General features: G+C 73.6%; 8 protein-coding genes. 3 read left to right on the forward strand and 5 right to left on the reverse strand.

The features are described 5' to 3' along the window. Positions 1-36: 36 nt before the first annotated feature. Together EIZ62_RS10795 and EIZ62_RS10800 are read right to left on the reverse strand one after the other, a co-directional pair. Positions 37-3,330, reverse strand: coding sequence for an ATP-dependent helicase (locus EIZ62_RS10795; RefSeq protein ID WP_156692487.1), 3,294 nt, complete (start codon positions 3,328-3,330; stop codon positions 37-39). 230 nt (positions 3,331-3,560) lie between these two features. Beyond that, on the reverse strand, positions 3,561-3,992 hold the full coding sequence (locus EIZ62_RS10800) for an MGMT family protein (protein ID WP_156692488.1): 432 nt from the start codon (positions 3,990-3,992) through the stop codon (positions 3,561-3,563). A gap of 185 nt (positions 3,993-4,177) precedes the next feature. Here EIZ62_RS10800 and EIZ62_RS10805 point away from each other — a divergent pair, with 185 nt between their 5' ends. The 3 genes from EIZ62_RS10805 (at position 4,178) to EIZ62_RS10815 (ending at position 10,229) form a co-directional block, all read left to right on the forward strand. Beyond that, complete coding sequence (locus EIZ62_RS10805; protein ID WP_244375608.1) at positions 4,178-6,823, forward strand: lysylphosphatidylglycerol synthase transmembrane domain-containing protein; 2,646 nt, start codon at positions 4,178-4,180, stop codon at positions 6,821-6,823. Positions 6,824-7,066: 243 nt separating this feature from the next. After that, on the forward strand, positions 7,067-8,572 hold the full coding sequence (locus EIZ62_RS10810) for an alpha/beta hydrolase (RefSeq protein ID WP_244376175.1): 1,506 nt from the start codon (positions 7,067-7,069) through the stop codon (positions 8,570-8,572). Positions 8,573-8,675: 103 nt separating this feature from the next. After that, positions 8,676-10,229, forward strand: a complete 1,554-nt coding sequence (locus tag EIZ62_RS10815; protein WP_156692491.1) for an alpha/beta hydrolase — start codon at positions 8,676-8,678, stop codon at positions 10,227-10,229. Between the two features lie 93 nt (positions 10,230-10,322). Here EIZ62_RS10815 and moeZ read toward each other — a convergent pair whose 3' ends face one another. The 3 genes from moeZ to EIZ62_RS10830 all read right to left on the reverse strand — a co-directional run bounded on the left by moeZ (position 10,323) and on the right by EIZ62_RS10830 (position 13,322). Then, positions 10,323-11,501, reverse strand: coding sequence for an adenylyltransferase/sulfurtransferase MoeZ (gene moeZ, locus EIZ62_RS10820; RefSeq protein WP_156692492.1), 1,179 nt, complete (start codon positions 11,499-11,501; stop codon positions 10,323-10,325). Positions 11,502-11,571: 70 nt separating this feature from the next. Beyond that, positions 11,572-12,348 (reverse strand): spherulation-specific family 4 protein, encoded by a 777-nt coding sequence (locus EIZ62_RS10825; RefSeq protein ID WP_156692493.1) that lies wholly within the window; start codon positions 12,346-12,348, stop codon positions 11,572-11,574. Then, on the reverse strand, positions 12,336-13,322 hold the full coding sequence (locus tag EIZ62_RS10830) for an SDR family oxidoreductase (protein ID WP_156692494.1): 987 nt from the start codon (positions 13,320-13,322) through the stop codon (positions 12,336-12,338). Before EIZ62_RS10830 ends, EIZ62_RS10825 begins: the two co-directional genes overlap by 13 nt. Between the last annotated feature and the right edge of the window lies 1 nt (position 13,323).

The following is a 13,323-nucleotide window of genomic DNA, read 5'->3' on the forward strand; positions in this document are numbered from 1 at the left end:
CCACTGACAGTCCCCCGCCCGTCCCCGCGGCGGTCCTCACTCCACGATGTGGCGGCCCTCGGGGCGGGCGCTGCACGAGGCCCGGAACGCGCAGTGGTCGCAGTGCTTGCCGGTGGAGGGGGTGAACCGTTCGTCCAGGACGCGCCCGGCGGCGGTCGCCAGCAGATCGCCCACCCACTCGCCGTGGAGCGGCTCCTGGGCCTGCACCTTGGGCAGCTGCTCGCCGCCCTCCTTCTTGGGCGCGGCCTGCCGCAGCTGGACGAGTTCGGCGCCGCCGGGCTCGGGGCGGCGGCCGTCGAAGACGTCGTCGACGGCGCCCTCGCGGACGGCGAGCTGGTACACGGCGAGCTGCGGGTGGTGGGCGACCTCGTCCCTGGTGGGGGCGGACTTCCCCGTCTTGAAGTCGACGACGTACGCGCGGCCGTGCTCGTCGGCCTCGACGCGGTCCATGGAGCCCCGGATCCGCACCTCGTACTCCCCCGCCTCCAGGGTGACGTCGAAGTCGTGCTCGGTGGCGGCGGGAGCGCGACCGCCGCGGTCCATGACGTGCCAGCGCAGGAACCTTTCCAGCGCCACGCGCGCGTGCTCCTTCTCCTGGGCGGATTTCCAGGGCGCGTCGAAGGCGAGCGCGTCCCACACGGAGTCGAGCCGTTCCATGAGTACGGCGAGGTCGGCGGGGGTGCGGCCGGAGGCGACCTCGTCGGCGAGGACGTGGACGACGTTGCCGAACCCCTGCGCGGCGGTGGCGGGGGCGTCCGCCTTGACCTCGCGGCCCAGGAACCACTGGAGGGCGCAGGTGTTCGCGAGCTGGTCGAGGGCGCTGCCGGACAGCGCCACGGGGCGGTCGCGGTCGCGGAGGGGGACGGCCGCGCGGGTCGGCTCGTACAGGCCCCACCAGCGGTACGGGTGGGCGGCGGGGACGAGCGGCTGCTCCTCGTCGTCGGTGAGCGCGGCGAGCCGGGCGAGGCGCCGGGCGGCGGCGTCGCGCAGCGCCGGGGAGGCGTCGGGGTCGACGGTGGTGGCGCGCAGTTCGGCGACGAGCGCGGCCACGGCGAGCGGGCGGCGGGGCCGGCCGGTGACGTCCTTCGGTTCGACGCCCAGCTCGGTGAGGAACCGGGAGGGCTGGTCGCCGTCGTCGGCGGGCGCCTTGACGGCGGTGACGACGAGCCGGTCACGCGCGCGCGTGGCGGCCACGTAGAACAGCCGGCGTTCCTCGGCGAGGAGGGCGCCGGGGGTGAGCGGCTCGGCGATGCCGTCGCGGCCGATGCGGTCGGCCTCCAGGAGGGAGCCGCGGCGGCGCAGGTCGGGCCAGAGGCCTTCCTGTACGCCGGCCACGACGACCAGGCCCCATTCGAGGCCCTTGGAGCGGTGGGCGGTCATCAGGCGTACGGCGTCGGGGCGGACGGGCCGCCGGGAGAGGGTGTCGGCGGCGATGTCCTGGGCGTCGAGTTCCTCGAGGAAGTTCAGGGCGCCGCGGCCGCCGGTGCGCTCCTCGGCGCGGGCGGCCGTGTCGAACAGGGCGCACACGGCGTCGAGGTCGCGGTCGGCGTTGCGGCCGGCGGCGCCGCCGCGCAGGGCGGAGCGCTGGAGGCGGGCGGGCCAGGGGGTGCCGTTCCACAGGAGCCAGAGGGCCTCCTCGGCGGTGCCGCCGCCCGCGAGCAGTTCGCGGGCGCGCCGCAGCAGGTCGCCGAGGCGCTGGGCACCGCGCGCGTAGGACGGGTCGTGGGCCACGAGCCGCTCGGGTTCGGCGAGGGCGCGGGCGAGCAGGACGTCGGAGGGCGGCGGCACCTTGTTGCCCCCGGCCCGCTCCTCGTCCCGCAGGGCCCGCCCGAGGCGGCGGAGGTCGGCGGCGTCCATGCCGCCGAGGGGTGAGGTGAGCAGGCTGATCGCCGTCTCGGTGTCGAGCCGGGGCGGGACGCCGCCGGTGTCGTCGCCGTCCGCCGCGCCCGGCTCTCCCGGCTCTCCCGGCGCGTCCGGCTCCTCCGGCGCGTCCGGCTTCCCCGCCGCGGGTTCCGGGGTCGCCGCGGGCTCCGGGGCCGCCGCCGCGCGGAGGGCGGCCAGCAGCGGGGCCACCGCGGGTTCGTGGCGGAGGGGGACGTCGTCGCCGTCCACCTCGACGGGCACACCGGCCGACGTGAGGGCGCGGCGCAGGGTGGGGAGGGAGCGGCCGCCCGCGCGGACCAGGACCGCCATGTCGTTCCACGGCACGCCGTCCTCCAGGTGGGCGCGCCGCAGGATGTCCGCGATGTTGTCCACCTCGGTGGACGGGGTGGGGAAGGTGTACGTCTCGACCCGGCCGCCGTCCCGTACCGCCGTCAGGTCGCGGTGTGCCCTCACCCGGTCGGCGGGCAGGCGGGTCAGCGGCATCCGGCCGGTGAGCAGCCGGGTGGCGGCCAGGAGGGCGGCGCCCGAGCGGCGGGAGACCTTCAGGACGGCGACCGGGGCGGGGGTGCCGTCGGCGCGCCGGAAGGTGCCGGGGAAGTTCAGGATGCCGCCCACGTCGGCGCCGCGGAACGCGTAGATCGACTGGTCGGGGTCGCCGAACGCGTACAGCGTCCGCCCGCCGCCGGCAAGCGCCCGCAGCAGCCGGACCTGGGCCGGGTCGGTGTCCTGGTACTCGTCGACGAACACGGCGTCGTACCGCGGCAGGGTCGCCGAGCCGGCCAGCGGTACCGCCCGGTGCACCAGCTCGGCGTAGTCCAGCACGCCCTGCATGTCGAGGACGTCCAGGTACTCGGCGAGGAACGCGGCCGCCGCCGACCAGTCCCGCCGGCCGGTGCGTGCGGCGAAGTCGGCGAGCGCGCGGGGGCCGAGCCCCAGCTCGCGCGACCGGGCGAGCACCGCGCGGACCTCGTCGGCGAAGCCGCGGGTGGTCAGGCAGGCGCGCAGCTCGTCGGGCCAGTGGATGCGGGCCAGGCCCTCGCGTTCCAGGTCGAGCTGACCGGCCAGCAGTTCGCGCACCGCGAGGTCCTGCTCGGGGCCGGACAGCAGGCGCAGCGGTTCGGAGAAGAGGTCGGCGTCCTGGTGGGCGCGGATCAGGGCGTAGCAGTAGGAGTGGAAGGTGGTCGCCTGGGGGGCGCGCGTCCCGCCGATGCGCGCCGCCATCCGGTCGCGCAGTTCCACGGCCGCCTTGCGGCTGAAGGTGAGCACCAGGATCCGTTCGGGCGCGGTGCCCCGGGCGATCCTGGCGGCGACCGCCTCCACCAGCGTCGTGGTCTTGCCGGTGCCCGGGCCGGCGAGGACCAGGAGCGGGCCGCCCGCGTGGTCAACCACGGCACGCTGCGACGCGTCCAGGAGAGGGGGGCTCGCGGGCGCCGGCGGGGTACGCACCAGTCGGTACGCGCCGGGGGTCCGCCCGCGAGTCGGCGTACGCCCGGTGGTAATCGAGGAGGAGCTCACGTGGATCGCCGGTCCTGGTGGGTGTGCTGGTGCTGAGGATGCTGGGTGGGAGGTGCGGTGCGCACGCCACGCGGGACGACGTTACGCGTACTCCGTACGGTCGTGCCCATGGTGTCCGCCCTGCCCGCCCCGCCTGCCGCGCCCCCGGATGCCGGAAGCTGTCACCTGTGAGCCACCGCACTCGCACCGTCGCCGGAGCCCCCGTCACCGCCTCCGGCCCCGGTGTCGGAGCCGCCGTCGCCGCATGCCGGAACCTCGGCGCCGTCCCAGCGGGCGCGCCGCATGTCGAGGCGGGGCAGGTGGCCGTCGGCGTGGCGCGAGGCCTGCCGCAGCGGGGTGCCTTCCTGACGGTAGTGGTCGAGGGCGCGCAGCTCGTGGCCCGGCAGGAGCCGCCCGTCGGCCCGTACGACCCGCCACCACGGCACCGCGCCGCCGTAGAGCGTCATGACGCGGCCCACCTGACGCGGGCCGCCCTCGCCGAGCCACTCGGCGACGTCCCCGTACGTCATCACCCGGCCGGCCGGGATCAGCTCGGCGACTTCCAGCACCCGTTCCGCGTACTCCGGAAGCTCCTCAGCACTCACCCGGTCCATCCTGCACCACACCACCGACAACGCGGGCAATGCACCCTGATGGCCCCCCGCGCCGCCCGGTCGTGCCACCATCTTCCGGGCGGTGACCGGTGATACGAGATCAACAAGACACGGATACGCAGAAGGGGCGGGATGTGCGGCTTCCCGGAGTGGCGAGCACTTCGGGGCCTCCTGAGACGATGGAGATGAACAAGACGAAGGAGACGAAGGAGACGGTGTGCGTGAACGCGGACAGGCACGTCGACCGCGTCTCCGGTGACGAGCCGCTTCTCGCCGCCCGCGTGCACCGGCCGTCCGACCTGCTGCGCCTGCTCGTCGGCATCCTCGCGATCGGTGTCGTCATCGCCATCGCCGCCTTCGCCCACGCCACCACCACCGGCCTGGAAGAGGACATCAGCAAGGGCACCGGCCAGGCCCCGGACGTGTTCGTCAAGATCGCCGGGCTCGTCTCCAGCATCGCCGTCCTCCTCGTCCCGGTCGCCTTCGCGATCGAACGGCTGATCAAGCGGGACGGGCTGCGCATCGCGGACGGCGTCCTGGCCGCCGTACTGGCGCACGGCGTCACCCTCGCCACCGACCTGTGGGTGGCGAGGGCCGCCCCCGGCACGATCCAGGAGGCGCTGACGCAGCCCCAGGCCGGCGGGGGGCTGTCCGACCCGGTCCATGGGTACCTCGCTCCCGTCATCGCCTATATGACGGCCGTCGGGATGGCCCGCAGGCCGCGGTGGCGGGTGTCGCTGTGGGTGGTGCTGCTGCTCGACGCGTTCGCGATGCTGGTCGCCGACTACACCACCCCGTTCTCCATCATCCTGACCGTCCTGATCGGCTGGACCGTCGCCTACGGCACGCTGTACGCGGTCGGCTCCCCCAATGTGCGGCCCACCGGCCAGACGCTGCTGGCGGGCCTGCGCCACGTGGGTTTCCGGCCGGTCACCGCGATGCGGGCCGAGGACGTCAGCGACTCCGCCGAGCAGGGCGACCGCGGCCGCCGCTACCTGGTCACGCTGGAGGAGGGCCCGCCGCTGGACGTCACGGTCGTCGACCGCGAGCAGCAGGCGCAGGGCTTCTTCTACCGGGTGTGGCGCCGGATGACCCTGCGCGGCATCACCACCCGCCGCTCCCTGCAGTCCCTGCGCCAGGCCCTGGAGCAGGAGGCGCTGCTGGCGTACGCGGCGATCGCCGCCGGTGCCAACGCGCCCAAGCTGATCGCGACCTCCGAGCTCGGCCCGGACGCGGTGATGCTGGTGTACGAGCACCTCGGCGGCCGTTCGCTGGACACGCTGGACGACGAGGAGCTCACCGACGAGGTCGTGCGGGGCGCCTGGCAGCAGGTGAAGGCGCTCCAGTCGCGGCGTATCGCGCACCGCAGGCTGACCGGTGACGCCCTTCTGGTGGATCGTTCCGGCAAGGTGATCGTCACCGACCTCAGGGGCGGGGAGATCGCCGCCGGCGACCTGGTCCTGCGCATGGACATCGCGCAGCTCCTGACCACGCTGGGGCTGCGGGTCGGCGCCGAGCGGGCGGTGGCCGCGGCGGTCGAGGTGTTCGGTCCGGACAAGGTCGCCGACTGCCTGCCGCTGCTCCAGCCGATCGCGCTCAGCCGCTCCACCCGGGCCACGCTGCGCCGGCTCGCGCGGGAGCGTTCGCAGCGGGAGCGCGAGGCCGTGCTGGCCGCCTCCGAGGCGGCCAAGCAGGCCCGGCTGGACGGCCACGCCGAGAAGAGCGACGAGGAGAAGCGCGCCGACCGCAAGGCCGTACGGGCCCACAAGCAGGCCGAGAAGCGGGCCCTGGACGAGGCGATGGACGAGGTCCGGGAGGAGGACCTGCTGGCCCAGATCCGCCAGCAGGTCCTGTTGATCCGGCCGCAGGCCCCGGTGGAGCCGGTACGGCTGGAGCGCATCCGGCCGCGGACGCTGATCAGCCTCATCGCCGGTGCCATCGCCGTGTACTTCCTGCTCTCGCAGATCGCCGAGGCGCCGCTGTCGCTGTCCACGATCGCCGAGGCGGACTGGGCCTGGATCTCGGCGGCGCTGTTCTTCTCCGCGCTGAGCTACGTGGCGGCGGCGATGAGCCTGCTGGGCTTCGTGCCCGAGCGGGTGTCCTTCGGTCGTACCGTCGTCGCCCAGGTGGCGGGGTCCTTCGTCAAGATCGTCGCCCCGGCCGCGGTCGGCGGTGTCGCCCTCAACACCCGGTTCCTCCAGCGCTCGGGGGTACGGCCCGGCCTCGCGGTGGCCAGCGTCGGGGCGTCGCAGCTGTTCGGGCTGGGCGCGCACATCCTGCTGCTGCTGTCCTTCGGCTACCTGACGGGGACGGAGAAGACCCAGGACTTCACCCCCTCCAGGACGGTGATCGCGGGCCTGCTCACGGTCGCGGTGCTGGTCCTGGTGGTCACGGCCGTCCCGGGCCTGCGCAAGTTCGTCTCCAGCCGGCTCCGGTCGCTGTTCGCGGGCGTGGTGCCGCGCATGCTGGACGTGCTCCAGCGGCCGGTGAAGCTGCTCACCGGCATCGGCGGCATGCTGCTGCTGACGGGTGCGTTCGTGCTGTGCCTGGACGCGTCGATCCGGGCGTTCTCGCACGGGGCGCAGCCGCTGACGTACGCCAGCCTCGCCGTGGTGTTCCTCGCCGGCAACGCCCTGGGGTCGGCGGCGCCCACCCCGGGCGGTGTCGGCGCCGTGGAGGGTGCGCTGATCGCCGGCCTGGTGGGTGTGGGCGGGATGACGCTGGAGGTCGCGACACCCGCCGTCCTCCTCTACCGCCTGATGACGCTGTGGCTGCCGGTGCTGCCGGGGTGGTTCTCGTTCAACTTCCTGACCAGGAAGGGCGCCCTGTAACGCGCTCCACGCGCGCGTGCCCGCGTACGGCCACCCGCATGGACCTCGTCACGGGCGCCGGGAGGGAGCCGGGCGCACCATGGACGCATGACCCTCCGCGCCGCCCGGACCGCCGTCACCCCCACCCCAGGGCGGTCCGCCGCGCGCGCCGGCCAGATCGCACGGCGGACCGCACGGCGGACCGCGCGGCGGACCGCGACCCGGTCCGCCTCCGTGCTGGCCGCCGCGACCGCCACCGTGCTGATGGCCGCCGGCTGCTCCGGCGACGGTGACCAGGGCGGCCGGGATCCGGACCGGCCCAAGGACCTCGCCACCCAGAAGCTGACCTGGGAGGCGTGCCCGGCGCCCACGGTCCAGGAGGGCACCGGCACCGCCCCCTCCCCGCTGCCCGGCGGCGCGAAGTGGGAGTGCTCCTTCATGCAGGCCCCGCTCGACCACGCGGACCCGGACGGCGAGACCATCGAGCTGGCGCTCATCCGGGCCAAGGCGTCCGACCCGGCGAAGCGGATCGGCTCGCTCATCTTCAACTTCGGCGGGCCCGGCGGCTCCGGCATCACCGCCCTGCCCTCCTTCGCGGGCGACTACGAGACCCTGCGCACCCGCTACGACCTGGTGAGCTTCGATCCACGCGGCGTCGGCCGCAGCGTGGGCGTGGAGTGCGAGGACGACCGGGCGCTGGACGCGTTCTTCGCCCTGGACTCCACGCCCGACGACGCGCGCGAGGAACAGGCCTACCAGGACGGCCTGAAGAAGTTCGCCGCCGCCTGCGAGGAGAACTCCGGGGACGAACTGGCCCACGTCGGCACCGAGAACGCGGCCCGCGACCTGGACCTGATGCGCCAGGTGCTCGGCGACCCCAAGCTGTACTACTTCGGCATCTCCTACGGCACCGAACTGGGCGGCGTCTACGCCCACCTGTTCCCCAAGACCGTCGGGCGCGCCGTCTTCGACGCCGTGGTCGACCCCAACAGCACCGCCGAGCAGGGCGCGCTCGGCCAGGCCAGGGGCTTCCAGCTCGCGCTGGACAACTTCGCCGAGGACTGCGTACGGCGCGGCGACGCCTGCAAGCTGCCGGGCGGCAGCGTCAAGGAGATCGAGGCCCACGTCTCCGCCCTGCTCGCCAAGCTCGACAAGAAGCCCATCACCGGCATCGGGGACCGCGAGCTCACCCAGTCCCAGGCCACCAACGGCATCGCACAGGCCCTGTACTCCAAGGAGTTCTGGCCCTACCTGGAACAGGGGCTCGACGAGGCCGACGGCGGCGACGGCGGCCTGCTGCTCGCCCTGTCGGACTCCATGAACGGCCGCGACCAGGCCGGCTCCTACAGCAACCTGCAGGCGGCCAACGCCGCCATCAACTGCGTCGACGACAAGGCGCGGTTCACCGTGGCCGAGACGAAGGCGAAGCTCCCCGAGTTCCGCAAAGCCTCGACGATCTTCGGGCCGTTCCTGGGCTGGGGCCTGATCAGCTGCTCGCAGTGGCCCGTTCCCGGCACCTGGGCGCACCCGGACGTCAGCGCGCCCGGCTCGGCGCCCATCCTGGTCATCGGCAACACCGGCGACCCGGCCACGCCGTTCGCGGGCGCCAAGGCGATGGCCACGGCGCTCGGCAAGGGCGTGGGCGTGGAGCTGACGTACGAGGGTGAGGGGCACGGCGCGTACAACAGCGGCGACGCGTGCGTGAAGCGCGCCGTGGACGGCTACCTGCTGGACGGCAAGGTGCCCCCGTTGGGGACGGTGTGCCCGTAGCGCGCGGAGACGGTGTGCCCGCGGTGACGGGAGACGGTGTGCCCGCGGCGCTGTCGGCGGCCCGGCCTAGGATGAATGTCCGGCACAGGAGTTGGGGGGACACATGTCCATGCGGGTACGGGCCGGAGGCCTGGTGGTCGCGGCGGCGCTGGCGGCCGGGGTGCTCACCGGCTGCGACAGCGGCGGCGACACGGGCGGCGGCACGGGCGGCACCGGGACCGGCGGTGCGTCCGAGGGCGCCGCGATGGCCTCCCTGCCCGCCGCGCTCACCGGCCAGAAACCGAACTGGCGCGCCTGCGAGGCGCAGGAGGGCGGCGAGGAGCCCGGCCCGGAGTGGGCTTGCGCGGACGTGAAGGTCCCTCTGGACTACGCGAAGCCGGGCGGTGAGACCCTCTCCGTCGCCCTCATCCGCAAGGAGGCCCGCGACAAGGACCGCCGCGTCGGCTCGCTGCTGTTCAACTTCGGCGGCCCCGGCGCCTCCGGAGTGGCCGCCATGCCGGGCACGGCGGACCAGTTCCAGGAACTGGGCGACCGGTACGACCTGGTCGGGTTCGACCCGCGCGGGGTGGGCCGCAGCTCCGGTGTGGTGTGCCGGGACAGCGAGGAGCAGGCCGCTGCCCTGGCGCGGATCGACCTCACCCCCGACACGTCCGCCGAGGAGGCCGCCTTCCTGAAGGACGGGGCCGACTTCGGCGCCGGCTGCGCCCAGCGGTCCGGCAAGGTCATCCCCCACGTCACCACGACCAACACCGCGCGGGACCTGGACCTCGTCCGGCACGTGCTGGGCGACAAGAAGCTCAACTACATGGGCTTCTCCTACGGCACCCAGCTGGGCGGGACGTACGCCCACCTCTTCCCCAGGAACGTCGGGCGGACCGTCCTGGACGCGGTCGTCGACCCGAGCGCCGACACCGCGGGGCACGCCCGCAACCAGGCCATCGGCTTCCAGCGGGCGCTGAACAACTACTTCGCCTCCACCGGTGAGGGCGCGACGGCGGGCAACGCGCGCGTGACGGCCCTGCTGGAGCGCCTGGACCGCGAGCCGCTGCCCACGGACGACGGCCGCGAGCTGACCCAGAGCCTGGCGCTCACCGGCATCGCCCAGACCCTGTACTCGGAACAGATGTGGTCCTATCTCACCGAGGGCCTGAAGGACGCCGAGTCGGGCGACGGCAACTCCCTGCTCCAGCTCGCCGACATGTACAACGACCGGAGCCCGGACGGTACCTACGGCACCCAGTCGCACTCCCAGCGGGCCATCTCGTGCGCCGACAGCAGCAGCCGCCCGACGGCCGCCGAGGCCAGGGCACTGCTGCCGGAGTTCCGCAGGATCTCGCCGGTCTTCGCCGAGTTCATGGCCTGGGACACGGCCGGCTGGTGCGCCGACTGGCCGGTGAAGGGCGAGAGCGCCACTCCGGAGGCGAGCGCCAAGGGCTCCGGCCCGATCCTGGTCGTGGGCACCACGGGTGACTCCGCGACCCCGTACGAGGGCGCGAAGAAGATGGCGGACGAACTGGGCGCCGGCGTCGGCGTCCTGCTCACCTATAAGGGCGAGGGGCACGGCGCGTACACCAGCGGCAACGCCTGCGTGCGGGACACGGTGAACGGTTACCTGCTGGACGGCGAGGTCCCGGCGAGCGGCAAGACCTGCACCTGAGACGCCGGGCGCGACGGGAACGACCAGGGGGCCGAATCCGTTCGGATCCGGCCCCCTGTCGTGCCGTTCTGTGCCGTGCCGCCAGGTCCAGGACTAGTAGACCGGCTTCTCCGGCTCGATCTGGTTGACCCAGCCGATCACGCCGCCGCCGACGTGCACCGCGTCCGCGAAGCCCGCGGACTTGAGCACGGCGAGGACTTCCGCACTGCGGACGCCCGTCTTGCAATGCAAGACGATCTTCTTGTTCTGCGGAAGGTCCTGGAGCGCGGTGCCCATCAGGAACTCGTTCTTCGGGATCAGGCGGGCGCCGGGGATCGAGACGATCTCGTACTCGTTCTGCTCCCGGACGTCGATGATGTCGATGCTCTCGCCCTCGTCGATCCACTCCTTGAGCTGCTTGGGAGTGATCGTCGAGCCGAGCGCCGCCTCCTGGGCCTCCTCGGACACGACGCCGCAGAAGGCCTCGTAGTCGATGAGCTCGGTGACGGTCGGGTTCTCGCCGCAGACCGCGCAGTCCGGGTCCTTGCGGACCTTGACCTGGCGGTACTGCATCTCCAGGGCGTCGTAGATCATCAGGCGGCCGACCAGCGGGTCGCCGATGCCCGCGAGGAGCTTGATGGCCTCGTTGACCTGGATGGAGCCGATGGACGCGCACAGCACGCCCAGCACGCCGCCCTCGGCGCAGGAGGGGACCATGCCCGGCGGCGGGGGCTCCGGGTAGAGGCAGCGGTAGCACGGGCCGTGCTCGGACCAGAAGACCGAGGCCTGGCCGTCGAAGCGGTAGATCGAACCCCAGACGTACGGCTTGTTCAGCAGGACGCAGGCGTCGTTGACCAGGTAGCGCGTGGCGAAGTTGTCCGTGCCGTCGACGATCAGGTCGTACTGGCCGAAGATCTCCATCACGTTGTCGGCCTCGAGCCGCTCCTCGTGCAGGACCACGTTCACGTACGGGTTGATCCCGAGCACGCTGTCGCGCGCGGAGGCGGCCTTGGAGCGGCCGATGTCGGACTGGCTGTGGATGATCTGGCGCTGCAGGTTCGACTCGTCGACCTCGTCGAACTCCACGATGCCGAGCGTGCCCACGCCGGCCGCGGCGAGGTACATCAGGGCGGGGGACCCGAGGCCACCGGCGCCCACACAGAGCACCTTGGCGTTCTTCAGCCGCTTCTGCCCGTCCATCCCGACGTCAGGGATGATCAGGTGGCGGGAGTACCTGCGGACCTCGTCTACGGTGAGCTCGGCGGCGGGCTCGACCAGGGGTGGCAGCGACACGGAGACCTCATCAATACTGCTGGTCGGTAGTCAGTACGGTTGTTCTTCCGTAACACTGCCACGGCCCTCCTCATTCCGAGACACCCGGTCCGATCTGCGAGACGATTTCGTCCCAGTAGCCGGGCAGAGCCGCGAATGGGTTGGTTTGCCCCGTCCGCCCTCCGGCGCGGTCACCGGTCCGGTCGGTGAAGAAGATCGTCCCGGCGCCCTGCCAGCGCGCGATGCGCATCGCCTCGTCGAGATGGGTGCGCGGCACCCCGTGGACGAGGTGCACGAACCGCTCCGGCGGATGGTCGGCCGTCCACTGGGCGACCTGTGACCACCGGTACTCGGCCCATGGACCGGAGAACGTCACCAGCTGGTCCGCGATCTCCGCGTACCCCGGGCAGGGGTGGCGGCCGTGCCCCAGCACCAGGTGTCCCCCGTCGACGTGCTCCAGGACCACCTCCAGCGTGGCGGTGACGCGCCGTACGCCGGCGAGGTCCGCCCGGTCCGTGGGACAGCGGTCCAGCAGGTAGCCGTCCACCCGGTACCAGTCGAGGAAGCGGTGCGCGTCCGAGACGATCTCGGCGAACGGGCGGGAGCCGTGCCGGAGGTCGAGGTGGCCCAGCACCCGCACGCCCGCGTTGCGCAGCCGTCCGGCGGCCTCCAGGCAGTGCGGGTCGGGCCGGGTGCCGGGGCCGTCCGCGACGTTGAGGACGGCCCAGTGCAGCGGTGTGCCCGGGCGGGTCAGCTCCGCCCACTCGACGGGGGCGAGCAGCGGGTGGGCGTAGCCGGGGACACCGAATCCGAGCCGTTCCGCGCCGGTCGCGGAGATGCCCGTGTCCCTGCGGGTCAGATGCGGCACGCCGCCTCCATCCAGATGTCGGCCAGGGACTCCTCGAGGTTGATGCGGGGGCGCCAGCCGAGCCGGTCCCGCGCGGTGCGCACGTCGGCCTGCTGCCAGCTGCCGCAGCCGTCGGGGTACGGGTGGGGCGCGGGGGCCAGGTGCTCCGGGCCGCTCTCGCCCCGCTGGGCCCCGATGGACGCCATGGCGCCCACGGCGGACAGGGCCGGCCTGCCCCCGGGCGCGTCCTGTTCGTGCAGGGAGCCCGCGTACCCGGCGACGCGGGCCAGGACGGCGGCCGCGTCACGGAGCCGGACGGCCCGGCCGGTGCCGATGTTGACGATGCCCTGCGCCGCCGACAGCGAGGCGGCGTGCACCGCGCGGGCCACGTCCCGGACGTCGACGAAGTCGCGCTGGACGCCCAGGCCGCCGAGCTTCAGCTCGCCGTCACCGGTCTGCATGGCGCGCCGCATGGCCTCGGCGAGCCGGCCGAGCGGCGACCCGGCGGGCGTTCCGGGGCCGACCGGCGAGAACACCCGCAGGACCACCGCGTCCAGGCCGGAGCCGAGGACCAGTTCGGTGGCGGCGAGCTTGGAGACGCCGTAGGGCCCGCCGGGGCGCGGGACGGCGTCCTCGGCGGTGGACGAGCCGGGCTGCGAGGGCCCGTACTCGGAGGCGCAGCCGACCTGGACCATCCGTGCGCCGCAGCCGCTGCGGCGCAGCGCCTCGCAGACGGTGGCGACGGCGACCGTGTTGTGCCGGGTCAGCTCGCGCGCCCCGCCCCGGGTGGTGCCGGCGCAGTTGATCACGACGCCGGGGTGGACGGCGTCCAGGAACCGGGTGAGCGCGCCGGGGCTGCCGCCGGCGAGGTCGAAGCGTACGTCGGCGTCGTCGCCGCGCCCGAGGGCGGTCAGGTGGACGGCCGGGTCGGCGAGCAGCCGGTCCGCGACGTACCGGCCGATGAAGCCGTTGGCACCGAGCAGCAGCACCCTCATC

The organism is Streptomyces ficellus (assembly GCF_009739905.1).
In the GTDB taxonomy this organism is placed as follows: domain Bacteria; phylum Actinomycetota; class Actinomycetes; order Streptomycetales; family Streptomycetaceae; genus Streptomyces; species Streptomyces ficellus_A.

Excerpts from the sequence above, each read along its gene's own strand:
- EIZ62_RS10805 (WP_244375608.1), top strand. The coding sequence starts at position 4,178 with ATGAACAAGACGAAGGAGACGAAGGAGACGGTGTGCGTGAACGCGGAC.
- EIZ62_RS10830 (WP_156692494.1), bottom strand. The coding sequence starts at position 13,322 with ATGAGGGTGCTGCTGCTCGGTGCCAACGGCTTCATCGGCCGGTACGTC.
- EIZ62_RS10800 (WP_156692488.1), bottom strand. The coding sequence starts at position 3,992 with ATGGACCGGGTGAGTGCTGAGGAGCTTCCGGAGTACGCGGAACGGGTG.
- EIZ62_RS10810 (WP_244376175.1), top strand. The coding sequence starts at position 7,067 with ATGGCCGCCGGCTGCTCCGGCGACGGTGACCAGGGCGGCCGGGATCCG.
- EIZ62_RS10815 (WP_156692491.1), top strand. The coding sequence starts at position 8,676 with ATGTCCATGCGGGTACGGGCCGGAGGCCTGGTGGTCGCGGCGGCGCTG.